Source organism: Streptomyces sp. NPDC059743 (genome assembly GCF_042732975.1).
Lineage (GTDB): Bacteria > Actinomycetota > Actinomycetes > Streptomycetales > Streptomycetaceae > Streptomyces.
Window position 1 is genome coordinate 73,702 of sequence record NZ_JBHWGS010000023.1, and the last position, 24,815, is coordinate 98,516.

Here is a 24,815-nt window from a genome sequence, read left to right on the forward strand (position 1 = left end):
AATTGCGTCAGAAACGGTCAGAAACGGCCGCCACCGCCCATCCGGCCGCGCGTACCGCCGCCGCCGAAACTGCCGGGACGGCCGCCGCGATAACCCCCGCCGAAGCCCCCGCCTCCGCCCAGTCCGCCTCCGCCGCCGAACAGGCCGCCGAGGATGATTCCGCCGAGCACGGCGCCGCCGAGCCCGCCTCCCGCGCCCTGTACGCCGCCCATGCCGTACCGGCTTCCGTACGAGGCCACATCCTGCTCGGCGAGATACTGGGCCTCCCGGGCCAGCTCGTCCGCGAGCTGTGTCTCGGCCAGCGCGGCCTGTACGTCGGCCGACGCCGCCGCATGCCCGCGCTCCAGCCGCCGCTGCGCCTCCACCAGCCGGGTACGCGCCTGGCTGCCCACCGCTCCTCGATGGGTGGTGATGTAGTCGGAGGCGGCGCCGATGGCCGAACGGGCGCTGAGCGTCGCCTGGTCGAGGAGCGTGCCGGCCCGGCGGATGCCCTGCTCACGCTCGCGGGCCCCGGTCAGCGCCTCGTCCAGGACCGCGTCCGTCTCCTCGACCCGGCGCAGGGCGTCGATCGGGTCGTATCGTCCCGCGTCCAGTTCACGCCGTACCTCCGCGACCACCGCCTCGGCGCGGCCGATCCGGCCCTGGAGGTCGGCCGTCGACACGCCCGGCGTGGTGCCGCGCAGCAGACCGCGGGCGTCGGCGAGGTCCGTCTCCGTCTCGGTGAGCGCGCCGGGCAGCTTCCCGGCCGCCTCCGCGAGTTCCAGCGCGCGCCGCTCGACCGCCTCGACGAGGATGGCCGCCTGTCCGATGGCGGCCTCCGCGGCCCGCACATGCACGGCCGCCTTGCCGTTCTCCGCCGCGTCGATGAATCCGCGCGCCTTGTCCAGACCGGCGGAGGCGAACTCCAGCCGGTCCTCGGCCTGCTCGACACTGTCCGCGACGGGCGCGGAGGCGGAGTCGGCGTACCGTTCGCGCAGCGCGGTGAGTGTGCCGCGCGCCGTGGTGGCGCGTTCGCTCAGCTCGCGGAAGGCGGTTCCCGCCGAGTCCAGCGCCTGCGGCGCGTTCTGCTCCATGGCCCGCAGCCGGTCGAAGTCCTCGGACTCCGCGTCCAGCCGGTCGTTGGCCTCCGTGCAGCGCGCGATGATCTCGTCCAGCATCCTGCGCCGGGTCGCGTCGTCCTCCGGAATGGCGTCGTCCAGTTGCTGCCGCAGCCGGAACGCCAAGGTCAGCTGGCCCTTCGCGAAGTGCACGGCGTCGGTGAAGGGCGCGGCGGCCTCCTCACCGAACTGCGCGGTGGCGAAACCCAGTTCCTCCTGGCTGGTGCGCAGGGCGTCGTCCGTCTCGACCAGGAGCTGTTTCGCCCGGCCGTCCAGTTCGGGCAGCGGCGTCGGCGGTGGCTGCGGAGCTCCGCCGGGAGAGCCCCAGCCCTGTTCGCCGGCGCGCGTCGAGGTGTGGGCCGCCGCCCGCCGTTTGCGCTTGCCGTAGACGTACGCCGCGAGGGCCGCAAACGCGAGTACGACGGCGATGGGCAGCACCAGATTGGTCGCGGCGCCTCCGTTGGCGGCCCTGCCGCCCGGATCCGGCTCGCCGGGAGTGATGGCCGGTGTGGGTACGGGCCGGCCCGCGAGCACCGCGTCGTATCCGTTCGCGGCACCGATCGCCGCGCCCGCCCAGTCGTTCTGCCGCAGCGCGGGCTCGACGGCGGTCCTGGCGACATCGGCGAGCTGGCTGTCGGTGAGCGGAGCGCCTACATCGACGGAGTAGGCGTACAGCCGGTCATGGGTGGCGACCGCCAGCAGGATGTCGTCGCGGCCGAGACCGCTGCGTACCGCCGTCGAATCGGCCCAGCTCTGCGGTGAGTGTCCGGAGAAGTCACGTACGTATGCGACGAAGAGCTGAACGTGTCTGTCCGCGTAGAGACGGTCGAGTGAATCGCCGACCGCCGCCTTGCGGTCGCCGAGCGCTCCCACCTTGTCGGTGATCTGTCCCTGCCGGGACAGTGTGATCGGGCCCTCGGCCTGGGCGCCCCGGATACCGGGTATGGCCAGGCACCATGCCATGACCAGTACGGCCAGAAGCGTCCGGCCGGTTATGTGCGTCCGGGTGGAGCTCTCGGGAAGCATCACAATTGGGAGGTTATGTCCGCAATGGACCGTCCGCGACCGGAAATGACCGCCGCCTGCGCGGATACCGCGCGCCTGCCGCCCGGTTCCGGCGCATAGCCTGGTCGTCCTCATGACCGTGCGGTCATGAGGCGCTCAGGGGGAGGAGACGGCTTTGCGGGCACGGCTGCGCGGATTGGGACGTACCTTGAGGACCCCGCTACGGGCATGGCGCAGCCCACGCGCACGCTGGCCCAGGCGGATCGCGGCGGCGCTCGCCGTGCTGCTCGTCGTACCGCTGGTCACCGCCGCAGTCTCGCTGCGGATCAACTACGCGGGCGACATCGAGGACGGCACACGGACGCGCGGCCGGGATGCCATCTGGCTGGGCCACGCCTGGGTGGACGGCCGCAAGAAGGACGCGGATCTCGACGCCTTCGCGGAGCGTATCCGCGGGACCGGGATACGCGATCTGTATGTCCACGCCGGCCCGCTGGAGCACGACGGGACGCTGCCCGCCGCCCGCTATCCACGGGCCCGGTGGCTGATCGACGCCGTACACCGCACGATTCCGGGTGTGCGGGTGCACGCCTGGCTGGGTGACGAGCTCGCGACCGAGGGCCCCGAGGGACTGCGGCTGGAACGCACGGCGTCACGCGCCGCCGTGGTGCGTTCGGCCGGACAGATCCTGGACGCGGGATTCGACGGTGTCCATTTCGATCTGGAGCCGCTGCACTCGGGAGACCGGGATTATCTCTCGCTCCTGGACGATCTGCGCGTTCTCACCCGGGCCAGGGACGTACCGCTCTCCGTCGCCGCCCATCAGATCGATCCGCTACCCGCGCTGCACTCCGTCGCCGGCGCCCTCACCGGACATCCCAAGTGGTGGTCACAGGCGTTCTTCGCGGAGGTGGCCCGGCGGGTCGACCAGATCGCCGTCATGTCCTACGACACCGCGATGCCGCTGGAGAGCCTCTACGGCGGTTATGTCGCCCAGCAGACCACGCTCGCCCTGGAGGTCACACCGCGCGACACCGATCTGCTGATGGGACTGCCTTTCTACTACGAGGAGGACATGAGCCATCACGGCCACGCGGAGACTGTGGCGGCGGCGGTCCGTGGCACCAGGCTGGGCCTGGGACGCACGGACCGCGACCGGGAGCGGTTCGGAGTCGCCATCTATGTCGACTTCGCCGCGAGGGAGGGCGACTGGACGGCGTACCGCGACGGATGGGGCTGCGTCACGGCTGGATGCTGAAACGCTCCTTCGCCAGCAGCGGCCGTACGCGCGAGGCGAATCCGCCCGTACGGAACGGCCGCTGGAGCAGGCCGGGACGCAACTCCTGGGCGAGGGCGGCGGCGATCATTCCCTGATCGAGGGCGAGCACGAAGTCGCTGACCCGGCCCGTTCCCACATTGACGGAGTCGCGGAAGCCGTAGCGGTCGTCGTACGCGCCGAAGTCACGCGCGAGCGCCTTCAGATTGGCGAGAGCCTCCGCGCGCGCCTGCGGGAGCGCGAGGAAGGAGGCGTGCGGCGTGACGACACCATTGGTGTAGGCGGAGGCGGGCGGCAGCGGCTCGCCGTACGTGACGAAGGTACGGTCGGTGTTGGAGGCGTAGCCGTCGATCTGCATGCCGATCGCGTCGACGCCGTACTCCTGATAGCCGCCCTCGGGCACATTGGAGGGCGAGAAGCCCCAGTAGCCGTAGCCGGCCTCCGCCAGGCCGTGTTCGATCTGGGAGCGGACATAGCGGCTGTGGTTGATGCCCCAGGAGCCGGGCGACCACTCGGTCTCGGGCACGAAGAGAGGCACCATCAGCGCCTCGAACATCGAGCCGCCCCAGGTGGGAACGAGCTTGCGGCCCCGGTAAGTGTAGTGGCCCTGCCAGACACGGACACCGTCGATGGTGACGTACGTTCCCTGCGGCGGCTGCTCCTGCCCGTTCTCGGGAACCAAGGTGCGCAGCATGTGCCAGTAGTGCTCGCCGGGCAGGCTTCCGTCCGCTATGCCCAGATAACTGGCCATGCGCGGCTCGGTGTTGAGAGCTCCGTAGTGGTGACCGGTGGGCTCGCCGGTGTCGGTCCAGAAGCCGCCGCGGAGCTGGCCGGGCCGGGCCACCGGGTCCGCCGGGTCGTACGGCGTGTAGTAGTACGACCAGTCCGCGGTGGCGAGCAGCGCGGCGACCCGAGGACGCAACGACGGATCCGCGTCGGCGGCGATGCGCAGACCGGTGACGAGCCAGGCGTTGTCGACGGAGGAGAGGAAGGGACGGATCGGATCACCGGTGTCCGGCCAGCTCGTGAGCACGGAACCGTCGTGGGCGTCGTACCAGTTGAGCCAGAAGCCGTGGTGGCGTTCGAGCCGCTCGACGGCCGAGACGGTACGGGCCAGCCGGCGGCGCATGGTGTCCTGGTCGATCACTCCGAGGCCGGCCGCGGCGACGGTGGACCAGAGCCCGCAGCCGATATTGGTCGGTGAGGTGTTACGGGACGGCACGGGCGTGCCGGAGCCGCTGACGTCGATCTTGTCCGCGGCGAGACCGAGATCGGTCGTCATGGCCTCGATCGAGTGATACGTATCGCGGAACCAGCGACGCAGCAGCGCTGTATCGGAGGTGTGGGAGACACCGGCACGCGATGCGGCGGCAGCAGGCGCGGCGAGTGCAGGTGCGGATACGGCTCCGAGGGACAGGGCGGCGGCCCCGGTTCCCGCGGCGGCGAGAAACGTGCGACGGTCCATCAGTACTCCTTCGCAAGGAATCACCGGCTTCAGCCAGTGGGGGAATGTGATCCATCGACTCGGTGGCGCGGAGCGTCACCGTTGGGCTACGGTCTGTGTTGTTCCGTCAGGTACCGGTCAGGGCTTGGCCGTCATGAGGTCGCCACGGCGGCTGTAGTGAGAAGCTCCCTTCCTCGGAAGGGGGAGGAGTCACAAGAGTCCAGCTCCTCTTGGTAGATGTGGAGTTGTGGCTGTGGTCGCGGCTGTGCTGCCTGTGGTGGTGCGAGGGCCGACGGCGGTCGGATGCCGCCGGCCCCCGGAGCGGCCGGACAGGGCCGAAGCGCGGATCAGACGCGCGTGAAACGCAGAAAGCGGATGCCCGGGTTGGGAAGATCGACGGTCAGCGCGGCGGTGCCGTCGGCGTCCGCGGTGACGGGCGTGAGCTCCTCCGCGGGCAGCCGGTCGGCGGCGCGCAGCTTCTCCCACTGCCGCTCGTCGGGCCAGTCGCCGCCGTCCAGGTCCTGCCAGACGGCCCGGATGTCGCCGTGCCGTCCATCGACGCGGTGCGACTCGACGGTATGGACGGCGCCCGGCTCCAGCCCGCCGATCCGTACGGTCACGGCGCGGTCGAGCACGGTGGCGCCGTCGAGCTTGGACTGGTCGAGCGTGCCGTTCCAGAGCAGGACGTCCACGGTTGAGTGGTCCTCGGCCCGGGTGGCGAGGGACTCGACAAGCCCTTCCGCGCCGTCGCCGGTGACGGCCACGGGAATCCGGCCGCCGGCCAGCCGGGAGAGGAGATACAGCGCCCAGAAGCGCGGCTTGCGCAGATTGCCGACGGTCAGCAGTCCGAAACCGCCGTGGAAGAGCCGAGGCGGCCAGCCCAGCTCCTCGAACTGGTCCGAGGCGACCCAGTAGGAGAGACAGTCCGTGGACGACAGCGCGCTCTTCATCCCGCGCAGGACGAAGGGCGCGGCGAAGACGGAGTCGCTGACACGGTGGAAGTGCGTGGGCGTGACGCCCCATTCGGTCCAGAGGATCTCCGGCTCGGGCCTGCCGGTCACGGCGGCGAAGGCGCGGGTCATCGGACGGAAGTCCAGCGGAGCGTTGCCATAGGTATGGGTGGAGACGAAGTCGACCGGGACATCGCGCTCCCGGCAGTACTCCAGCAGCGCGCCGACCCAGCCGGCCGCGGCGGAGGAGGGCCCACCGACCCGGATCCGCTCGTCCACGCCCTTCACGGCGCGTACGGCGGTCTCGTAGAGCCGGTGGTAGTCGTCCTGGGTGCCGTTCCAGAACACCTCCAGATTGGGCTCGTTCCAGACCTCGAACTCCCAGTCGGCGACGGTGTCGCGGCCGTACCGCTCCTGGAGATGGACGGTCAGCTCGCGGCAGAGATCGCCCCAGCGCTCCCATCGCGCGGGTGTGGAGACCAGCGCCTTGTAGCCGAAGACGGTGTAGCCGGGATCGGAGGCGAGCTCCTTCGGCATGAAGGAGAGTTCCACGACGGGCCGCAGACCGGTGGCGAGGAAGCGGTCGTACACCGCGTCGAGGCCGGAGAAGTCGAAGGAGCCGTCGTCCCGGACGGTCACGGTCTCCGGCAGAAAGGTGCCGTGCGCGCGCACGGACCGTACGCCGATCTCGTCGCGGACGATGGCCAGCGCCTCGCCGTACTCCTTCGCCACATCGGAGCCGCCCGCGCCGGGCTTCTCCCAGGTGAGCAGGGAGAGGTGCTCGGCGCCGATCATCCGGTTCCAGACGCCCGGCAGTTCGGTGGCCGGCGCGGCGGCGTCCACCGCCACGGTGACCTCGGCCGGGCGCGAGCCCGCGGCCCTGGGCGAGCCGGGCACGGCCTCGGACAGCTCACCGGCTCCGCTGTCGGACCAGGTGGCGACCTTGTAGAAATAGCCGCGGCCGGGCTGGACGAGGGTGTCGGCGTACGGCGGATGCGGTACGGCGAGCACATCACCGCCGAGATGGTCGAGCGGCTCGAAGGGCCCTTCGGCGGAGTCGGCGCGGTGCACCAGATAGCCGAGCGCTCCCGCCACCGGCCGCCAGGTCAGCAGCACATGGCCGGTGCCGTCCTCGGCGGACAGACCGAGCGGAGCCGGAAGCTCCCCGATGCCGGTGAGCCGCTCGTCGCTGGGCTTCCCGATGCGTGACTCCCAGTCGGCGCGAGCGGCGGACTTTTCGGTCATGGAAGTACAAACCTTCTGGTAGAGGGGGGTGTGGAGGTGCGTGGAGGTGCGTGTGTGTACGGCGGCGAGCGTGAGCCGCCGGAGGTACGGGCGCGGCGGGCGCAGGCCGTTACTTGAGACCGGCCGTGGCGATGCCCTGGGTGAAGTACCGCTGGAGTACGAGGAAGACGAGCAGCACCGGCAGCACGATCAGGAAGGATCCGGCCATCAGCATCCCGTTCGAACCTGCGGACTGGTTCGGATCGGTGGCGAAGGTCGCGAGGGCCACCGGGAGTGTGTATTTGTCCGGATCGTTGGTGGCGATCAGCGGCCAGACGAAGTTGTTCCACGAACTGAGGAAGGTGAGGATCGCGAGCGTCGCCAGCGCGGGCTTGACCAGCGGCATCACGATCCGCCAGAAGATGTACCACTCGCCCGCGCCGTCCAGCCGGGCCGCTTCGAGGAGTTCGTCCGGGACCGAGAGCATGAACTGGCGCATCAGGAAGACACCGAAGGCTCCGGCGGCGAACGGCAGGACGAGACCCGCGTACGAATCGATCAGCTGCAACTTGCTCATCAGGACGAAGAGCGGCAGCAGCATCAGATTGCCGGGCACCATGAGCGCGCCGAGCACCAGGGCGAAGACCTTGTTCCGGCCCGCGAACCGCAGCTTGGCCAGGGCGTAGCCGAGCATCGAGCAGAACACCAGATTGGAGACGGTCACCAGCACGGCGACGACCACGGAGTTGAAGAAGTGGAGCGGCAGGTCCAGCCGGTCCAGCAGTCGGGTGAAGTGATCGAGCGTCCACTCCGTGGGAATCCAGACCGGAGGACTGGCTCGCAGCTCACGGTCGGTCTTGAAGGCGGAGAGCGCCATCCAGAGGAACGGCGTGGCCATGACCAGCAGCCCGAGCGACAGCAGCACATAGGCACCGGGCCTCTTGAGCCGCTCGGTACGCGCGGAGGCCTTGGATGCGGTCGGGACCGGCGGGGCCGGGGGCTGGGCCGGCGTGTGTGCGGCGCTCAATTCGTGTTGTCCTTCAGCAGACGGAGCTGGAGCACGGTGATGCCCATGATCACGACGAAGAGCACATACACCATGGCGCTCGCATAGCCCATGTGGAAGAAGTTGAAGCCCTGGCGGTACATGTTCAGGGAGACGGTGAGCGTGCTGTCCGAGGGCCCGCCCTGTGTCATCACGAACGGCTCCTCGAAGACATTGAGATAGCCGATCGTGGTGATCACCGTGGCGTAGAGCGTGGTGGGCCTCAGCAGCGGGAGGGTGATCCGGCGGAACTCCTGCCAGGCACCGGCGCCGTCCAGCCGCGCCGCCTCCCGTACGTCGGTGGGCACGGCCTGGAGACCGGCGATGAAGAGCACCATGACCGTGCCGAGATTGCGCCAGACCGCCATAAGGATCAGCGACGGCATGGCGAGCGCCTCGGAGCCGAGGAAGTCCGGTCCGGTGAGCCCGACTTCGGAGGCCAGGCCCGCGATCAGTCCGTCGGACGGGTCGAGGACGAACCGCCAGACGACGGCGACCGCGACGATGCTGGTCACCACCGGTGCGTAGAAGCCGACCCGGAAGACGGTACGTGCCCGGTCGATACCGCTGTTCAGCAGAACGGCGGCGGTGAGCCCCGCGCCGATGGTGAGCGGCACGCCGATGACCACGAAGTACGCCGTGTTGAACAGGGACTTGAGGAACTTCTCGTCACCGAACAGCTCGGTGTAGTTCCGGAAGCCGATGAACTCCGCGGAGAACGGATCTGTCACATCGCGCAGCCCGAAGTCGGTGAAGCTCATGGCGAGCGTGGCGACGATCGGGAAGGCCATGAAGACGGCGAACAGCACCAGGAAGGGAGTGGAGAAGAGCCACCCGGCCAGATTCTGCACACCCAACGGGCGGTGCTTGCCGCCGCCCGCCCGGTGGGCCGGAGGACGGGCCTCCGGCCCGGACTTCACCGGGACCGCTCGGGCCTCGTGGGCCCCATGGGCGGCAGGCTCGGTCGAGGTGCTCATCGCGCTTGCTCCACGAGCCCTTCGATCTCGGACTGCGCCTTCTCGGCGGCCTCCTGCGGCGAGGACTTGCGCTGAGTCACCGAGGCGATGGCGTCATCGACCTTGGAGCTGATCTCGCTCCACCGGGGCTGGACCGGCGTGATCCTGGAGGACTCCATCTGCTCACGGAAGACCTGGAGCGCCGGATCGTCGGCGAGTCGGCCGGAGTCCCAGGCACTGGTGTTGGCGGGCAGATCGCTGGAGCGCGTGAACCAGTCCCGCTGGCCCTCGGTGCCGGTGAGATAGGTGATGAACTCCTGGGCCGCGGCCTTGTGTTCGCTGTCCTTGGAAACAACGAGGCTGGAGCCGCCCGCCATGGAGACGGAGTCCTGGTCGGCCGGGACCTTCGCGACGCCCCACTTGTCCTTGAGATCGGGATAGCCGTCATTGAGCAAGGTCATGATCCAGGGACCGGAGAAGAACATCGGCGCGTCACCGGTGTTGAAGTCCTTCAGTACGTCGTAGCCGGGCGCGACGCTCTTCTTGGCCAGGCCCTTGTCGAAGTACGAGCCGTACTCCGCCAGGGCGCGGACGGAGGCCGGGCTGTTGACGACCGTCCTGCCGTCGTCGGTGACGATCTCGCCGCCGGCCGAGTAGAGGAAGGGATACCAGCTCTGTACGGTGTCCAGGCCGCTGGGCTGGATGGAGATGCCCCACTTGGTACCGGCCTTGTCCTGGTAGGCGGTGGCGAGCTGCCGTAGCTCCGGCCAGGTGGCGGGCGGCTTCTCGACACCGGCCTTCTTCGCGAGATCGGTGCGGTAGTAGAGGACACGGGTGTCGACGTACCACGGGACGCCGTACACCTCGCCGCCGATCTCGCCCTGCTGCCAGGCGGCCGGGAAGAAGGTGTCCTTCTTGAAGACCGTGGTGTCCACCGGTTCCAGTACGCCGAGTTCGGCGAACTCGCCCATATAACTGCCGCCCATCTGGGCGACGTCGGGCAGATTGCCGGCGGCGGCGGCCGAGACCAGCTTCTGGTGGGCGACGTCCCAGCCGACCGGAGTGACCTTGACGGTGATGTGCGGGTTGGCCTTCTCGTACACCGAGGCCACTTCCGCGAGCTTCTCTCCCTCGGCACCCATGGCCCAGACGGTGAGCGTCTGCTTCTTGTTGGCGGCGACTCCCTCACCGCCGGAGCTGCCGCACGCGGTGATTCCGAAGGCCAGCGCGAGCGCGGTGGCGGCAGAGGCTGTTCTGGCGGTGCGGTGCATGGACGGCTCCTCCTTGAGCTCCACGATGTATGCGCTGCCTGTAAGCGCATACATCACTGTGCCGCCGCCTTTCCGGAATCCGCAAGAGGTCCCTTGGTCACACTCGTGCAACAGGTGTGACATCTGGGAGTGCCGTGTCCGGTGCGGCCACCATGGGCGCTCAGATGGTGCTGGGCAGTTCGCCGGGATGGCTCGCGGCATGTTCGGACAAGGCCTCCAGCGCGGGAAGCGCGGCGTACAGGGAGCGCTGCTCGGCGGGCGTCAGCTGGGCGATCTGCTCGGCGAGCCGTACGGCGGCCTCCCGGCGCGTGGCGTCCAGCAGGGCCCGGCCCGCGCCGTTGAGGGCGATCAGAGTGGCCCGCTGGTCCAGCGGATCGGTTTTGCGCTCGATCCAGCCGGAGCCGTCGAGCAGATCCACCATCCGGGAGACGGTGGACAGGGCGATTCCCATGCGCGCGGCGAGATCGCTGATACGGAGCGGCCCATGGGCCGCGAGCGTGGCCAGCGCGGCCTGGCGGCTGGGCGTGAGATCGCCGCGGACGGTCCGGGCGCGCAGCGCGGGAAGCAGATGCTGGATCGCCGTACGGAGCCGTCCGGCGATCTCGGCCGGCTCCGGAGCGTCATGGGCCGGAGTGTCATGTGCCGAAGTGTCCGACGCTGAAGGGCCGAGATCCGGAGGGCTGAGGTCTGGTGTGGTCATCGCTGCTCCTTGGAGTCCGGCGGACACGGGTTCGGGTGCGGACACGGGTGCGGATTCGGGTTCGGGCTCGGGTGCGGCTGTGGTGGCGAGGACGCCCGCGCCACGGGCGCCGTATACCGGCTGACCTCGGCCCCGGCTCCCATCCCGACAGCTCCAGTCCCGGCCTCACCTACAGTCCCAGCTCCGGTGTCCTCATGGATATAGCGACCGCCTCGGAGCAGCGAGGCGAAGGCCGCCACAAGACAGGCGACGATCGCGAAGTTGAACGCCACGGACAGTCCGTCGGCGAACGGCTGCGAGATCAGCGCCGGGAAGAAGGCGCGTCCCGTGAGGTAGTGGGCGTGCCCGGCGGGCAGCTGCGCGAGCACCTGCGGGCCGAGCAAGGTCTGCACCGGGTTGTATCCGAGGAGCGAGGCGAACAGCACGCCCACCGGCGGAAGAGCGGCGACCCGCGCGGCATCGGCGGCCGGCACTCCCTGCGCGGTCAGACCGTGGGTGAGCGTGCCCGGCAGCGAACCGGCCAGTCCCGCGATCATCAGCGAGAAGAAGATCCCGATGGACAGCACGGTGGCCGAGTTCTGGAAGGTCGTGGTGATCCCGGCGCCCACGCCACGTTGGCCGGGCGGCAGGCTGTTCATGATGGCCGCCCGATTGGGCGAGCTGAACAGTCCCATGGCCAGCCCGTTGAGGAGCAGGATCAGGGCGAACATCGGATAGCCGAAGTCGACCGGCAGCTCCTCCAGGGCCAGGAACGTCCCGGCGGCCAGCACCATGCCGCCGGTGGCGAAGGTCCGGGCGCCGAACCGGTCGGAGGCCCAGCCGGAGAACGGTCCCGCGATCAGAAAGCCGATGGTCAGCGGCAGCATATAGATACCGGCCCACAGCGGGGTCTCCTCGAAGCTGTAGCCGTGCCTGGGCAGCCAGATGCCCTGGAGCCAGATGATCAGGATGAACATCAGACCGCCACGCCCGAGGGCCGCCAGCAGATTGGCCACATTCCCGGCGGTGAACGCGCGGATCCTGAACAGCGCGAGATGGAACATCGGTTCCGCGACCCGGCTCTCCACCGCACAGAAGACCACCAGCATCGCGAGCCCGCCCGCGATCGCGGTGATCACCCATGGATTGCCCCAGCCCATGGTGTGGCCGCCGTAGGGCTGGATGCCGTAGGTGATACCGGACAGTACGGCGATCAGACCGACGGCGAAGGTGATGTTGCCCCACCAGTCCAGCCGGGCCGGCGCGCGGACGCCGGTGTCACGCAGCTTCAGATACGCCCACGCCGTACCGAACAGCCCGAACGGTACGGACACCAGGAATACGAGATGCCAGTCGACGGGACCGAGCAGACCGCCCAGAACCAGTCCGACGAAGGAACCGGCGATACCCGCGACCTGGTTCAGTCCCAGGGCGAGACCGCGCTGACGGGCAGGGAAGGCATCGGTGAGGATCGCGTTCGAGTTCGCCATCAGCATCGCGCCGCCGACACCTTGCAGCACACGCATACCGATCAGCCACAGCGCGCCCGCCGTACCATGCATCCAGGTCACCGAGAGCAGCACCGAGAACACGGTGAAGACCGCGAATCCCATGTTGTACATACGGACCCGGCCGTAGATGTCGCCGAGCCGGCCGAAGCTCACCACCAGTACGGCGGTGACCACCAGATAGCTCATGATCAGCCACAGCAGCAGGCTGGTGTTGCCCGGCCGCAGCGGATCCACTCCGATTCCGCGGAAGATGTCGGGCAGGGCGATCAGCATGATCGACATATTGATCGTCGCGATCAGCACGCCCAGTGTGGTGTTGGAGAGGGCGATCCACTTGTAGCGCGGGCCCGGTCCGCTGTCGCCGTCGGGCCGTGCGGCGGTCTTCTTCGCTGCTGCCCATCGCACGGGCATCACTCCCATCGGGGAGTCGCGCGGGTACTTACTTGCTTGACTTCAACCAATCTAATCCGGGATCGCCGACGCGGCCAGTGAGCGTGCCTGCGTCTGTGCTGTGCCCGCTGCCTGCGCCCGGGGCCCGTGCCTGTGCCCGGAGCCGGCTACGGAGCCGTCAGCAGCCGCAGCTCGCGCGGCGGGCCACCGAGACCGGCAGCATCAGTGAGACCGGCTCGCGGTCCCGGTCGCCGAGCCGCTGTACGAGCAGCTCCACGGCCTCCTCGCCCAGCCGCCGGATCGGCTGCCGTATGGTCGTCAGCGCCGGCCGCACCATCCGGCTCAGCGGAATCCCGTCGAAGCCCGTCACCGCGATGTCCTCGGGCACCCGCACACCGCGCCGCTCCAGGGCGTGCAGGGCGCCGATCGCCATCTGGTCGTTGGCGAAGAGCATCGCCTGCGGCCGGCGGCCGTGCGGGCCGCCGTGCTCCAGCAACGTCTCGGCCGCCCGTTGGCCCTCGGCCTGTGTCATCATCACGGCGCGCAGTCCGGGCTCGTCCGGAACCGGCAGTCCCGCTTCCGCACACGCCTCCCGGAAGCCCCGGAACCGTGCCTCGGCGTCCGGCGACTCCTTCTCGCCTCCGATGAAGACCAGTTCACGCAGCCCGTGGTCGCGGATGAGATGGCGGGCCAGTTCCCGTTCGCCGTCGGAGTTGGCCACCTCGATATGGTCGAGATGGTCGATCTCGCGCGGCCCGGCCAGCATCACCACGGGCAGCCGCCGTGAGATCACCTCAAGGTCCTCGGTCGGAACGGTCCGTGCCAGTACGGCGAAACCGTCGACCCGGCCCGCGACCTTCGCCACCAGCGACTCGGGCCCGCCCTTCAGGGACGCGGCGATCAGCAGCGCGTACCCGTGCCGCCGCGCGGCCCGCTCCATTCCCCGGATGATCTGGTCGGAGTAGAGCATCACGGCGGAGTCGTCGTACGTGTCGTCCGCCTCGGCATCGGTCTCGGCGTCCGGATCCGCGTAGTCCGGGAAGCAGAGCCCGAGCACTCCGGTGGTCCTGCTGGCCAGACCGCGGGCGTTTCCGCTGGGTACGTAGCCGAGCGTACGGGCCGCCGCGAGCACCCGGTCGCGGGTCTGGGCGCGGACCGAATCCGGGTTCCGGTAGACCCGTGAAACCGTCGCAATGGAGACGCCGGACCGCTCGGCGACGTCGTACACCGTGGGGGCACTCACCCGACCGACCGTCCGCTTCTTGTCTGTTCGGTTCCGTCCATGAAAGCGCATTCACCCTAGGCGCCGCGCTGTCCGCGGAGCAAGGCGGCCCCCGGGACGGACGGAAAACTGGTTGGACAGGGAAACTTGCAAGGTTACCTGTCTACATTCTACGGTGAGTCCGTGTCCGAGGAGTCCGAGGAGTCCGGGCGGTCCGGCGATCCGACCGCCGAGCAGGTCGCCGCCGATCTCGCCGCCGTCGTCGGCAGGCTGATGCGGCGGCTGCGGACGACGTCGCCCGACAACCGGCTCACGCCCTCCCAGCGTTCGGTGCTCTCCCGGCTGAACGGCGAAGGACCGTCCACGACGGCCGCGCTGGCCCGCGCGGAGTATGTACGTCCTCAGTCGATGCGGCTGACGCTCGGCGTCCTGGAGGAACAGGGCCTGATCGAGCGGACGCCCGATCCCGACGACGGCCGGCAGTCCGTCGTCTCGGTCACGGACACCGGCCGCGACACGCTCGCCGCGGTCCGCGCGGCCAAGCAGGGCTGGCTCTCCGAGGCGATCGCCGAGGAACTCGACGGCGCGGAGCGCCGCGCCCTGGCCGACGCGGCGGCACTGCTGCAACGGCTGGTCGAGAGGCGCGAGTGAGGCCACGGCTCATGGCTCCCGGGCACATGGCTGCCGGGTACACGGCTCTCGACCACATGGCTCCCGAGCACATGGCTCCTGAGCCCACAGTTCCCGAACACACAGTTCCGAAGGAGTACCACCAATGACCGCCACCACACTCGATCCCAAGACCGCTCTGGTCGTCATCGACCTCCAGAAGGGCATCGCCTCCCGGCCCACCGTCCACCCGGCCGATGATGTCGTGGCCCGCTCCGCCGAACTCGCCGTCGCCTTCCGGGCGAAGGGCCTGCCCGTCGTGCTCGTCAATGTCACCGGCGGCGCACCGGGCCGTACCGAAGGGCGCGGACCGGGCAGCCTCCCGTTTGCTCCCGACTGGGCGGATCTCCTGCCGGGACTTGGACAACAGGACAGCGACATCGTTGTCACCAAGCAGACCTGGGGCGCCTTCCACGGCACCGACCTCGATATGCGGCTGCGCCGTCTCGGTGTCACCCAGATCGTGGTGACCGGCATCGCCACCAGCAAGGGCGTCGAGTCCACCGCCCGTGCCGCGCATGAGCACGGATACAACGTCACCGTGGTCACCGACGCGATCACCGACTCGGACGAGGGCGCCCACCGCAACTCCGTCGAGAAGATCTTCCCGGCGCTCGGCGAGACCGACACCACCGACGCGATCGTGAAGCTGCTCGGCTGAACGGCCGACCTGAGCACACAGAACTGGGCCGGCTGTCGGCCCAGCCCTGTGTTTGCGTCCTACTCGCTACGGCGCCGGATCTTATTGCCCAGCCACACCAATGGGTCGTACTTCCGGTCCACCGCCCGTTCCTTCAGCGGGATCAGGGCGTTGTCCGTGATCTTGATGTGCTCCGGGCACACCTCCGTACAGCACTTGGTGATGTTGCAGTAGCCCAGCCCATGCTCGTCCTGAGCCGTCTTCTTCCGGTCGAGCCCGGACTCCTCGGCGGCGTCCAGCGGATGCATGTCCAGCTCGGCCACCCGCATCAGAAAGCGCGGCCCGGCGAAGGCGGTCTTGTTCTCCTCGTGGTCCCGCACCACATGGCAGGTGTCCTGGCACAGGAAGCACTCGATGCACTTACGGAACTCCTGTGAGCGGTCCACATCGATCTGCTGCATCCGGTACTCACCGGCGGCGACGCCCGGCGGCGGTACGAACGACGGCACCTCACGCGCCTTGGCGTAGTTGAACGACACATCCGTCACCAGATCCCGGATCACCGGGAAGGCCCGTAGCGGAGTGACTGTGATCGTCTCCTCGCGCGAGAAGACCGACATCCGCGTCATACACATCAGCCGCGGCCGTCCGTTGATCTCCGCGCTGCATGAACCGCACTTGCCGGCCTTGCAGTTCCAGCGCACCGCCAGATCCGCGGCCTGGGTGGCCTGGAGCCGGTGGATGATGTCGAGGACGACCTCTCCGTCGTTCACCTCGACCGCGAAGTCCGTCAGCTCTCCGCCGTCGGCGTCGCCTCGCCAGACCCGGAACTTCGCCTCGTACGCGGTGGACGCGCCCGTGCCCGCCCCCGTACCCGTACCCGTGCTCGCGTTCGTGCCCGTACTCGCGCTACCCGTACTCGCGCTCACTCGTGAAGCTCCTCTTCGGCGAGATACTTGACCAGCTCTTCCTTGTCGAACAGGGCGAGCAGATCGGGACGTATGGGCTCGGTCGTCCGGCGCGAGAGCGCGATCCGGCCCTCGGCGGGACCGGTCGCTCCGGTGAGCCGGCAGTGCAGATTGATCCGGCGCCAGTCGCGGTCCATATCGGGCCAGTCCTCCCGGGTGTGGCCGCCGCGGCTCTCCGTACGCTCCAGGGCCGCCCGCGCCACACACTCGCTGACCAGCAGCATGTTCCGCAGATCGAGCGCGAGGTGCCAGCCGGGATTGAACTGCCGATGGCCCTCGACCACGGCGCGCTCGGCCCGTGTCCGCAGCTCGGCCAGCTTCTCCAGGGCCTGTTCCATCTCGCCCTCACGCCGGATGATGCCGACCAGATCGTTCATCGTCTGCTGGAGTTCCTGATGGAGCGTGTACGGATTCTCCACCGCGGCCTCGGCCTCCGCGCCCTCGACCACCGCACCTTCAGCCTCCGCACCGCCGAACGGACGCAGCGCCTCGGCCGCCGCCGCGTCGATCTGAGCCTCGTCCGGCGCCGGCCGCGCACCGGCGCCCGTGCCCGCGTCCGTACCGATTTCCAGGGCGTACTCAGCGGCGTGCAGTCCCGCCCGGCGCCCGAAGACCAGCAGATCGGAGAGGGAGTTGCCGCCGAGCCGGTTGGAGCCGTGCATCCCGCCGGCCACCTCGCCCGCCGCGTAAAGCCCCGGCACACCGGAGGCCGCGGCCGTGTCCGAGTCGACGGCGATCCCGCCCATCACGTAGTGACAGGTGGGCCCGACCTCCATCGCCTCCGCCGTGATGTCGACATCCGCCAGCTCCTTGAACTGGTGGTACATCGACGGCAGGCGGCGGCGGATGACCTCGGCGGGCATCCGGCTGGAGACATCGAGAAAGACACCGCCGTGCGGTGAGCCGCGGCCCGCCTTGACCTCGGAGTTGATGGCGCGGGCCACCTCGTCGCGCGGGAGCAGCTCGGGCGGGCGCCGGTTGTGATCCGGATCCTCGTACCAGCGGTCGCCCTCCTCCGCCGACTCCGCGTACTTCTCCTTGAAGACATCGGGGATGTAGTCGAACATGAACCGCTTGCCCTCGGAGTTGCGCAGCACTCCGCCGTCGCCGCGCACCGATTCGGTGACGAGGATGCCCTTCACCGACGGCGGCCAGACCATTCCGGTCGGATGGAACTGCACGAACTCCATGTTCAGCAGCGGAGCGCCGGCGAGCAGCGCCAGCGCGTGCCCGTCGCCGGTGTACTCCCAGGAGTTCGAGGTCACCTTGAAGGACTTGCCGATACCGCCCGTGGCGAGGACGACGGAGGGAGCCTCCAGTACGAAGAAGCGCCCGGACTCCCGCTCGTAGCAGAACGCGCCCGCGACCCGCCCGCCGTCCGCCTGATCTCCCTCAGTCCCGTCGGTGCCGGTACCGGTGCCGGTGCCGGTGTCCTTGAGAATCCTGGTGACCGTGCACTCCTGATAGACCTTGAGGCGCGCCTCGTAGTCCCCGTACTCGCGGAAGTCCTCCTGTTGCAGCGAGACGATCTTCTGCTGGAGCGTACGGATCAGCTCCAGGCCCGTCCGGTCGCCGACATGGGCGAGCCGCGGATACTCGTGCCCGCCGAAGTTGCGCTGGGAGATCTTGCCGTCGGGCGTACGGTCGAAGAGCGCGCCCCAGGTCTCCAGCTCCCAGACCCGGTCCGGTGCCTCCTGCGCGTGCAGTTCCGCCATCCGCCACTGGTTGAGGAACTTTCCGCCGCGCAGGGTGTCGCGGAAGTGCACCCGCCAGTTGTCGCCCGCGTTCACATTGCCCATGGAGGCGGCGATACCGCCCTCGGCCATCACCGTATGGGCCTTGCCGAAGAGGGACTTGCAGATGACGGCGGTACGGGCGCCTCGCTCGCGCGCCTCGATGGCGGCCCGCAGTCCCGCGCCACCCGCGCCCACCACCACGACGTCCCACTGACGGCGTTCGAGTTGCGTCATGTCCGAAGGGTCTCCCTGTTCCTAGAAGAGTTCCTAGAAGAAGCGCGGATCGTCGAAGGCCCCGGTGGCGAGCAGATAGACATAGAAGTCGGAGACGGCGACGCTGATCAGTGAAGCCCAGGCGAGCTGCATATGGCGGTTGTTGAGCCTGCCCACCCAGCCCCAGAGCCGGTAGCGCACCGGATGCCTGGAGAAGTGCCGGAGCCGGCCGCCGATGATGTGCCGGCAGGAGTGGCAGGAGAGCGTGTACGCCCAGATCAGCCCGATATTGACCAGGAAGATCAGCGAACCGAGCCCCATATGGCCCCAGGCGTACTCCTCGTCGCGGAAGGAGAGCACGGTGTCGTACGTGAGGATGCCGGCGACCGGCACGGCCGCGTAGAAGAAGTACCGGTGGATGTTCTGGAGGATCAGCGGGAAGCGGGTCTCACCGGTGTACGCCGTGTGCGGCTCGGCGACGGCGCAGGCGGGCGGTGAGGCCCAGAAGCCGCGGTAATATGCCTTGCGGTAGTAGTAGCAGGTCAGCCGGAAACCCAGCGGGAAGATCAGGATCAGCAGCGCGGGCGAGAGGCCCCACCAGCTTCCGAAGATCTCCCAGTTGGGGCCGTTCCGCATCGGCGCGCAGTTCTCCGCCAGACAGGGCGAGTAGAACGGTGAGACATAGGGCGCGGCGTAGTAGTCGCTGTTCGCGAAGGCCCGCCAGGTCGAGTACACGATGAAGGCGAGCAGCCCGGCGGCGGTCGCGGCGGGCGCCAGCCACCAGCGGTCCGTCCGCAGATGGCGAGGTGCGATGGCGGCGCGCGAGGCGCCGCGCACACCCGTACTGGCTGGTGGGGGTTGAGTACCGGTGGCCAACGGGTCTCCTCAGGAGGGCTAACGGCTCAGGGCGCTCGCCGGCCGCGCACACCCAGGCCCTCGTCGTCCGAGTCCGTCCACAGCGCGCTGTCGTACGGAGTGTCGGAGATGGTCACCAGGTCGTCGGCGCGGCCGGCCGACGGGGATCGGAACTCGTTCTCGCTGGCTCGCGCCAGACTCTGCTCCAGCCGTCCGACCGTACGGACCAGGTCGTCCAGGCAGCGCTTGACCGCTGTCAAATCGTCCTGAAGGGACATGAGTTGCCCTCACTTCCGCGATCGCGGGCGGCATGCGTGGATCAGGCTCTCTGTATGCGCCTGAGAGTGTCGCGCGTCACACCCGCCTTTCACAAGAGCCCGGACAGGTCGCCTGTGCAGCGGTCCGGTCGCCCCGGCGGCGGACAGGTCGCCCCTGTGGCAGGCCGGTCGCCCGTGCGGCGGAGCGGTTGGACCGTGCGAGTGGCGTTTGCGACACGAGGCGACGTGTCACCGGGCCGGTTCCGCGCCTTTCAACTTCAGTGGGTGGGCAATAGGTGTGATCATCTCTAAATTCCACAAACAGGACGAAGAGGTACTAGACATGTCCCACGTCGGCGCCCCACGCGGGAGGACATGCTCCCGAACGCTCCGCTCCCTCGCGCTCCTCACCACCGGTGTGCTCGCCCTGCCCGTCCTGTCCGCGTGCACCTCGGACGACGACGGCGCGAGCGCGGACGCCGCCCCGGACATCGCGGCGGCAGGACGGGACCATGTCACCGCGGGCGGATCCCTGCGCTGGGCGATCGACACCATGCCCTCGACGCTCAACGCCTTCCAGGCCGACGCGGACGGCTCCACCAGCCGGATCGCCGCCGCCGTACTTCCCTCACTCTTCACGCTCGACAAACGAGGCCGTCCGCAGCGCAATCCGGACTATCTGGAATCCGCGAAGATCGTCGAGCGCGAGCCCAAACAGGTCGTGCTCTACAAACTCAATCAGCAGGCGGTGTGGAGCGACGGCCGTGAGATCGGGGCACCCGACTTCGTGGCCCAGTGGCGTGCGCTGAGCGGCAAGAACTCCGCGTACTGGACCGCGCGCAACGCCGGTTACGAGCGGATCGAGAAGATCGAGCGCGGTGCGAACGACCTTGAGGTCAGAGTCACCTTCAGCAAGCCCTACGCGGACTGGCGGGCCCTCTTCACTCCTCTTTATCCGAAGGATGTGACGGGCACGCCCAACTCCTTCAACGACGGGGCCAGGTCCAGTCTCAAGACGACGGCCGGGCCCTTCAGCGTCAAGAAGGTCGACCGCAAGGGCAAGGAGGTCACCCTGGTCCGCAGCGCCCGCTGGTGGGGAGAGCCCGCCAAGCTGGACTCGCTCGTGCTGCGCGCGGTGCCGAGGAGCAAACGCGCGTCGGCGCTCGCGGACGGCAAGCTCGACCTCGCCGAGATCGACAAGAGCGCGGCGGACCGTATCGCCCTGGCGGTCCGGGACCGCGGCTCCGGCGAGCAGAAGCTCACCCATGGTCCCGGTGTCGCGATCACACCGGCCTCCGCGCTCCGCTCCTGGGCGCTGGCCAACGGCTCGGACGAGGAGAAGGCCGAGGCCGCGCAGATCGCACGTGAGCAGACGGCCGCGGCCATCGTCCGCTACGCCAAGGAACAGAAGACGCTCCACGGATTCGTCGTACGCAAGTCGCTGGAGCCCGCCTACACCCAGCTCGCGCTGAACGGGGAGCAGGGACCGCTCGCCGATGAGCGGGTACGGCGTGCCGTCGCCCGCGCGCTCGACCGCCAGGAACTGGCCGACACCGTACTCAAGCCGCTCGGGCTGCCGGCCAGACCGCTCGGCAGCCATCTCGCCCTGGTCGGCCAGGAGGCGTACGCGGACAGCAGCGCGGCGCTCGGCAAGCAGGACACCCAGGAGGCGCGGGCGCTGCTGGCCGACGCGGGCTGGGTGCCGGGCGGAGCCCTCAAGAAGGACGGCGCCAAGGCGGGCAGCAAGGCCGAGAAGCCCGAACCGGACGAGGACGAAGAAGAAGAGAACGAGGAGGAGGCCGAGGAGAAGCCCAAGGAGAAGTCGGCCGCCGAGAAGAAGTACGACGCGAAGCAGCGGGAGCTGGCGAAGAAGGAGGAAGAGGAGGCGAAGAAGAACGAGAAGGCGGACGACAAGCCGGACGTTCCCTCCAGCGAGGGCACGGTCATCGTCGGCGACGAGAAGCCCGGTAAGCGGAAGCCCGGCCAGGATCAGCAGCCCGCCCAGCCGAAGCCGGGCCTGGGGCTGCGGCCCGACGAGGAAGACCGTACGGCCCAGGAGCACCTGGGCGGCCGGGAGCACCGGAGCGCCCAGGAACACCAGCCCGGCGAGATCGACCCGGCCATCCAGGACGACAAGCCCATCCAGGACGGCAAGCCAGGCCAGACGGGGCCACGTCCCGAGTCCGCGACCCATGTCCTCGCGCCCGCGCCCGCCGCCGCCTTCCACGGCGTGACACTGCTCCGCCAGGCCGCCGCGGTGCGTGATCCCAGGTCCGCCCGGTCCGCCAGGCACGCCCACTACGCCAGTCATGCCCGGTATGTCCAAGATGAAGACAAGAAGCCGGGTGCCTACGCGCCGCGCGGCACGGCCGCCGCCCCGACCCCGTCGGTCTCGGGCTCGCCCACCCCGATGACCGGTCCGCTCGGCAAGGACGGCAAGGCCCTCACCCTGCGCTTCGTACTGCCCTCGGGCGAGGGCTCGGAGGCGCTGCGCACGGTCGGCGAGCGGATCGCGCGGATGCTCAACCGTATCGGCATCAAGACGGAGATCACCAAGGTCCCGGACGAGGGCTACTTCAAGGACCATGTCGCTTCCGGCGACTACGACCTGGCGCTCTACTCCTGGCCGGCCACCGCCTACCCGGCCACCGACGGCCGGCCGATCTTCGCCAAGCCCGTACCCGCCAGCGACGGCTCCCTGCTGGTGGAGCAGAACTACACCCGCGTGGGTACGGACCATATCGACCAGCTCTTCAACCGGGCCGTGGCCGAGATCGACGAGAAGGCCAGCCGCTCCCTGGTCAAGCAGGCCGACGCCCGGATCTGGGCCGCGGCCGGCTCCATCCCTCTCTTCCAGCGGCCGGAACTGGTCGCGGCCAAGCCGGAGGTGGTGAACGCGGGAGCCTTCGGCCTCGCGGCGCCCCGGTACCAGGACATCGGCTTCACGAACGCCGGTACCTCGGGCTCCGGTGGCAAGGAGGAGAAGAAGAAGTAGCGAAAGAACAGTGAGCTAAGCATGAAGCGGCGGAAAAGTACCAGCTCAACGCCGTGCGATCGGCTCACCGCCTGATCAATTCGTTTGCCCGCCGGCCTGCCCGGCGGGCAAGCTCGTATCCGTCCTTGACCCGGGCAGTTCCACATCCGCAGAACACCCCAGAATCAGCCGCTTCCATTGGGCCGGGAAGCCCTCCACACCCAGGCCCCGTACCATGGGACAAGCCGTGGCGTGTCAGCCCGGCGGGCGTACGAGGAAAGAACGCCGCATCCCACGATCGAGAGAAGCGCCAGCCAGCATGCCCACGCGCCACGACATCCGCAATGTCGCCATCGTCGCCCACGTCGACCATGGCAAGACCACTCTGGTCGACGCCATGCTGAAGCAGGCCGGCGCCTTCGCCGCGCACGCCGCCGAGCAGCTCGACGACCGGATGATGGACTCGAACGACCTGGAGCGTGAGAAGGGCATCACGATCCTGGCCAAGAACACGGCCGTGAAGTACCACCCCAAGACCGGTGGCGACCCGATCACCATCAACATCATCGACACTCCCGGCCACGCCGACTTCGGCGGCGAGGTCGAGCGCGGTCTCTCGATGGTCGACGCGGTGGTCCTGCTCGTGGACGCCTCCGAGGGCCCGCTCCCGCAGACCCGCTTCGTGCTCCGCAAGGCGCTCCAGGCGAAGATGCCGGTCATCCTCTGTATCAACAAGACGGACCGTCCCGACTCCCGGATCGCCGAGGTCGTCGACGAGACGTACGACCTCTTCCTCGATCTGGACGCGACGGAGGAGCAGATCGAGTTCCCGATCGTCTACGCCTGCGCGCGCGACGGTGTCGCCTCGCTGACCAAGCCGGAGGACGGTACGGTCCCGGCCGACAGCGACAGCCTGGAGCCGTTCTTCAACACGATCCTGTCGCATGTCCCGGCTCCCGAGTACGACGAGTCCGCGCCGCTCCAGGCCCATGTCACCAACCTGGACGCCGACAACTTCCTCGGCCGTATCGCGCTCTGCCGGGTCGAGCAGGGCGAGCTGCGCAAGGGCCAGACCGTCACCTGGATCAAGCGTGACGGCTCCATGTCCAACGTCCGTATCACCGAGCTGCTGATGACCGAGGCGCTCACCCGTAAGCCGGCCGAGCAGGCGCGCCCCGGTGACATCTGCGCCATCGCCGGTATCCCGGACATCATGATCGGCGAGACGCTGGCCGATCCCGAGAACCCGATCGCGCTGCCGCTGATCACGGTCGACGAGCCCGCGATCTCGATGACCATCGGTACGAACACCTCGCCGCTGGTCGGCAAGGGCGGCAAGGGCCACAAGGTCACCGCCCGCCAGGTCAAGGACCGTCTCGACCGCGAGCTGATCGGTAACGTCTCGCTGCGGGTCCTGGACACCGAGCGTCCCGACGCCTGGGAGGTGCAGGGCCGCGGTGAGCTGGCGCTGGCCATCCTGGTCGAGCAGATGCGCCGGGAGGGCTTCGAGCTGACCGTCGGCAAGCCCGAGGTGGTCACCAAGCAGGTCGACGGCAAGACGTACGAGCCCATCGAGCGGATGACGATCGACTCTCCCGAGGAGCACCTCGGCGCGATCACTCAGCTCATGGCGACGCGCAAGGGCCGTATGGAGACCATGACCAACCATGGCTCGGGCTGGATCCGTATGGAGTGGATCGTTCCGTCCCGCGGTCTGATCGGCTTCCGTACGGAGTTCCTCACCCAGACGCGCGGCACGGGCATCGCCCACTCGATCTTCGAGGGCCACGAGCCGTGGTTCGGCGAGCTGCGCACCCGTAACAACGGTTCGCTCGTCGCGGACCGCTCGGGTTCGGTGACTCCCTTCGCGATGATCAACCTCCAGGAGCGCGGTGTCATCTTCACCGAGCCCGGTACCGAGGTCTACGAAGGAATGATCATCGGTGAGAACTCGCGCGCCGACGACATGGACGTGAATATCACCAAGGAGAAGAAGCTCACCAATATGCGGGCCGCCTCCGCGGATTCCACCGAGAATGTGGTGCCGCCGCGGAAGCTCTCGCTGGAGCAGTCGCTGGAGTTCTGCCGCGACGACGAATGCATCGAGGTGACTCCGGAGACGGTACGTATCCGTAAGGTCGTCCTGGACCAGAAGGAGCGCGGTCGCGCTGCGTCCCGGGCCAAGCACGGCTGAGCAGCGTCCGCCCCGTTCGACGGCCCGGTTCCCGCGGAAAAGCGGAAGCCGGGCCGTTCGTCGTGCGACGTCGGCCGGACCGGACCTGGGCACACGCCGGACGGCTCGACGTCAAGTTCGTTTTTGGGGATCGCGTCCGATTATCGGCGGGTGGTCACCGGATGGTGTGTTAACGGTCCGTTTCGCGGGTGTCTGCCTGGGATAACTTTGTCCGGATTTCGGGCGGACGGGGGGTGTCG

At 68.8% G+C, this 24,815-nt stretch carries 18 protein-coding genes; 5 read left to right on the plus strand and 13 right to left on the minus strand.

Going from position 1 to position 24,815, the window contains the following annotated elements:
- Window positions 1–17: 17 nt before the first annotated feature.
- The gene (locus tag ACFV6H_RS32980; RefSeq protein WP_385549898.1) at window positions 18–2,123 is read right to left on the minus strand and encodes a TPM domain-containing protein; all 2,106 of its coding nucleotides are present in this window, start codon (window positions 2,121–2,123) and stop codon (window positions 18–20) included.
- Window positions 2,124–2,310: 187 nt separating this feature from the next.
- On the opposite strand from ACFV6H_RS32980, the gene ACFV6H_RS32985 reads away from it, so the two are divergent.
- On the plus strand, window positions 2,311–3,360 hold the full coding sequence (locus ACFV6H_RS32985; protein ID WP_385549760.1) for a hypothetical protein: 1,050 nt from the start codon (window positions 2,311–2,313) through the stop codon (window positions 3,358–3,360).
- Here the strand turns inward: ACFV6H_RS32985 and ACFV6H_RS32990 are convergent.
- From ACFV6H_RS32990 to ACFV6H_RS33025, 8 genes are all read right to left on the minus strand, one after another.
- Window positions 3,344–4,843 (minus strand): glucoamylase family protein, encoded by a 1,500-nt coding sequence (locus ACFV6H_RS32990; protein ID WP_385549763.1) that lies wholly within the window; start codon window positions 4,841–4,843, stop codon window positions 3,344–3,346. The genes ACFV6H_RS32985 and ACFV6H_RS32990 overlap by 17 nt on opposite strands.
- Before the next feature lie 326 nt (window positions 4,844–5,169).
- Window positions 5,170–7,017 carry a glycoside hydrolase gene (locus ACFV6H_RS32995; protein ID WP_385549766.1) on the minus strand — a complete coding sequence of 616 codons (1,848 nt, stop codon included), beginning with the start codon at window positions 7,015–7,017 and terminating at the stop codon, window positions 5,170–5,172.
- A gap of 109 nt (window positions 7,018–7,126) precedes the next feature.
- Window positions 7,127–7,921: a carbohydrate ABC transporter permease gene (locus ACFV6H_RS33000; protein WP_385549901.1), complete on the minus strand. Its 795-nt coding sequence runs from the start codon at window positions 7,919–7,921 to the stop codon at window positions 7,127–7,129.
- 98 nt (window positions 7,922–8,019) lie between these two features.
- Window positions 8,020–9,018: a carbohydrate ABC transporter permease gene (locus ACFV6H_RS33005; RefSeq protein WP_385549769.1), complete on the minus strand. Its 999-nt coding sequence runs from the start codon at window positions 9,016–9,018 to the stop codon at window positions 8,020–8,022.
- A complete protein-coding gene (locus ACFV6H_RS33010) occupies window positions 9,015–10,268 on the minus strand; it encodes a sugar ABC transporter substrate-binding protein (RefSeq protein ID WP_385549772.1) in 1,254 nt (417 codons plus the stop codon). The genes ACFV6H_RS33005 and ACFV6H_RS33010 overlap by 4 nt, the downstream gene beginning before the upstream one ends.
- A gap of 160 nt (window positions 10,269–10,428) precedes the next feature.
- Complete coding sequence (locus tag ACFV6H_RS33015; protein ID WP_385549774.1) at window positions 10,429–10,968, minus strand: MarR family winged helix-turn-helix transcriptional regulator; 540 nt, start codon at window positions 10,966–10,968, stop codon at window positions 10,429–10,431.
- Window positions 10,965–12,863: an MFS transporter gene (locus ACFV6H_RS33020; protein ID WP_385549777.1), complete on the minus strand. Its 1,899-nt coding sequence runs from the start codon at window positions 12,861–12,863 to the stop codon at window positions 10,965–10,967. The genes ACFV6H_RS33015 and ACFV6H_RS33020 overlap by 4 nt, the downstream gene beginning before the upstream one ends.
- 163 nt (window positions 12,864–13,026) lie before the next feature.
- Window positions 13,027–14,091 carry a LacI family DNA-binding transcriptional regulator gene (locus ACFV6H_RS33025; RefSeq protein ID WP_385549780.1) on the minus strand — a complete coding sequence of 355 codons (1,065 nt, stop codon included), beginning with the start codon at window positions 14,089–14,091 and terminating at the stop codon, window positions 13,027–13,029.
- Window positions 14,092–14,253: 162 nt separating this feature from the next.
- Between ACFV6H_RS33025 and ACFV6H_RS33030 the strand changes: the two genes are divergently transcribed.
- Window positions 14,254–14,721 carry a MarR family winged helix-turn-helix transcriptional regulator gene (locus ACFV6H_RS33030; RefSeq protein ID WP_385549783.1) on the plus strand — a complete coding sequence of 156 codons (468 nt, stop codon included), beginning with the start codon at window positions 14,254–14,256 and terminating at the stop codon, window positions 14,719–14,721.
- Window positions 14,722–14,845: 124 nt separating this feature from the next.
- Window positions 14,846–15,400 (plus strand): isochorismatase family protein, encoded by a 555-nt coding sequence (locus tag ACFV6H_RS33035; protein WP_385549786.1) that lies wholly within the window; start codon window positions 14,846–14,848, stop codon window positions 15,398–15,400.
- A 59-nt stretch (window positions 15,401–15,459) separates the two neighbouring features.
- Here ACFV6H_RS33035 and ACFV6H_RS33040 read toward each other — a convergent pair whose 3' ends face one another.
- Genes ACFV6H_RS33040 through ACFV6H_RS33055 form a run of 4 tightly spaced genes read right to left on the minus strand, consistent with a single transcriptional unit; the run spans window position 15,460 to window position 19,429 of the window.
- Complete coding sequence (locus ACFV6H_RS33040) at window positions 15,460–16,308, minus strand: succinate dehydrogenase/fumarate reductase iron-sulfur subunit (protein WP_385549789.1); 849 nt, start codon at window positions 16,306–16,308, stop codon at window positions 15,460–15,462.
- Window positions 16,305–18,317, minus strand: a complete 2,013-nt coding sequence (locus ACFV6H_RS33045) for a fumarate reductase/succinate dehydrogenase flavoprotein subunit (RefSeq protein WP_385549792.1) — start codon at window positions 18,315–18,317, stop codon at window positions 16,305–16,307. The genes ACFV6H_RS33040 and ACFV6H_RS33045 overlap by 4 nt, the downstream gene beginning before the upstream one ends.
- A gap of 33 nt (window positions 18,318–18,350) precedes the next feature.
- Window positions 18,351–19,172: a hypothetical protein gene (locus ACFV6H_RS33050; protein ID WP_384782067.1), complete on the minus strand. Its 822-nt coding sequence runs from the start codon at window positions 19,170–19,172 to the stop codon at window positions 18,351–18,353.
- A gap of 26 nt (window positions 19,173–19,198) precedes the next feature.
- Complete coding sequence (locus ACFV6H_RS33055; protein ID WP_385549796.1) at window positions 19,199–19,429, minus strand: hypothetical protein; 231 nt, start codon at window positions 19,427–19,429, stop codon at window positions 19,199–19,201.
- A 322-nt stretch (window positions 19,430–19,751) separates the two neighbouring features.
- On the opposite strand from ACFV6H_RS33055, the gene ACFV6H_RS33060 reads away from it, so the two are divergent.
- Entirely contained in the window at window positions 19,752–22,403 is a 2,652-nt protein-coding gene (locus ACFV6H_RS33060; protein WP_385549798.1) for an ABC transporter substrate-binding protein, read from the plus strand.
- Window positions 22,404–22,701: 298 nt separating this feature from the next.
- Window positions 22,702–24,576 carry a translational GTPase TypA gene (typA, locus tag ACFV6H_RS33065; protein WP_385549801.1) on the plus strand — a complete coding sequence of 625 codons (1,875 nt, stop codon included), beginning with the start codon at window positions 22,702–22,704 and terminating at the stop codon, window positions 24,574–24,576.
- Window positions 24,577–24,815: the final 239 nt, after the last annotated feature.

Excerpts from the sequence above, each read along its gene's own strand:
- ACFV6H_RS33035 (WP_385549786.1), top strand. The coding sequence starts at position 14,846 with ATGACCGCCACCACACTCGATCCCAAGACCGCTCTGGTCGTCATCGAC.
- ACFV6H_RS33015 (WP_385549774.1), bottom strand. The coding sequence starts at position 10,968 with ATGACCACACCAGACCTCAGCCCTCCGGATCTCGGCCCTTCAGCGTCG.
- ACFV6H_RS32990 (WP_385549763.1), bottom strand. The coding sequence starts at position 4,843 with ATGGACCGTCGCACGTTTCTCGCCGCCGCGGGAACCGGGGCCGCCGCC.
- ACFV6H_RS33060 (WP_385549798.1), top strand. The coding sequence starts at position 19,752 with ATGTCCCACGTCGGCGCCCCACGCGGGAGGACATGCTCCCGAACGCTC.
- ACFV6H_RS32995 (WP_385549766.1), bottom strand. The coding sequence starts at position 7,017 with ATGACCGAAAAGTCCGCCGCTCGCGCCGACTGGGAGTCACGCATCGGG.
- ACFV6H_RS32980 (WP_385549898.1), bottom strand. The coding sequence starts at position 2,123 with ATGCTTCCCGAGAGCTCCACCCGGACGCACATAACCGGCCGGACGCTT.
- ACFV6H_RS33010 (WP_385549772.1), bottom strand. The coding sequence starts at position 10,268 with ATGCACCGCACCGCCAGAACAGCCTCTGCCGCCACCGCGCTCGCGCTG.
- ACFV6H_RS33055 (WP_385549796.1), bottom strand. The coding sequence starts at position 19,429 with ATGTCCCTTCAGGACGATTTGACAGCGGTCAAGCGCTGCCTGGACGAC.
- typA (WP_385549801.1), top strand. The coding sequence starts at position 22,702 with ATGCCCACGCGCCACGACATCCGCAATGTCGCCATCGTCGCCCACGTC.
- ACFV6H_RS33005 (WP_385549769.1), bottom strand. The coding sequence starts at position 9,018 with ATGAGCACCTCGACCGAGCCTGCCGCCCATGGGGCCCACGAGGCCCGA.
- ACFV6H_RS33045 (WP_385549792.1), bottom strand. The coding sequence starts at position 18,317 with ATGACGCAACTCGAACGCCGTCAGTGGGACGTCGTGGTGGTGGGCGCG.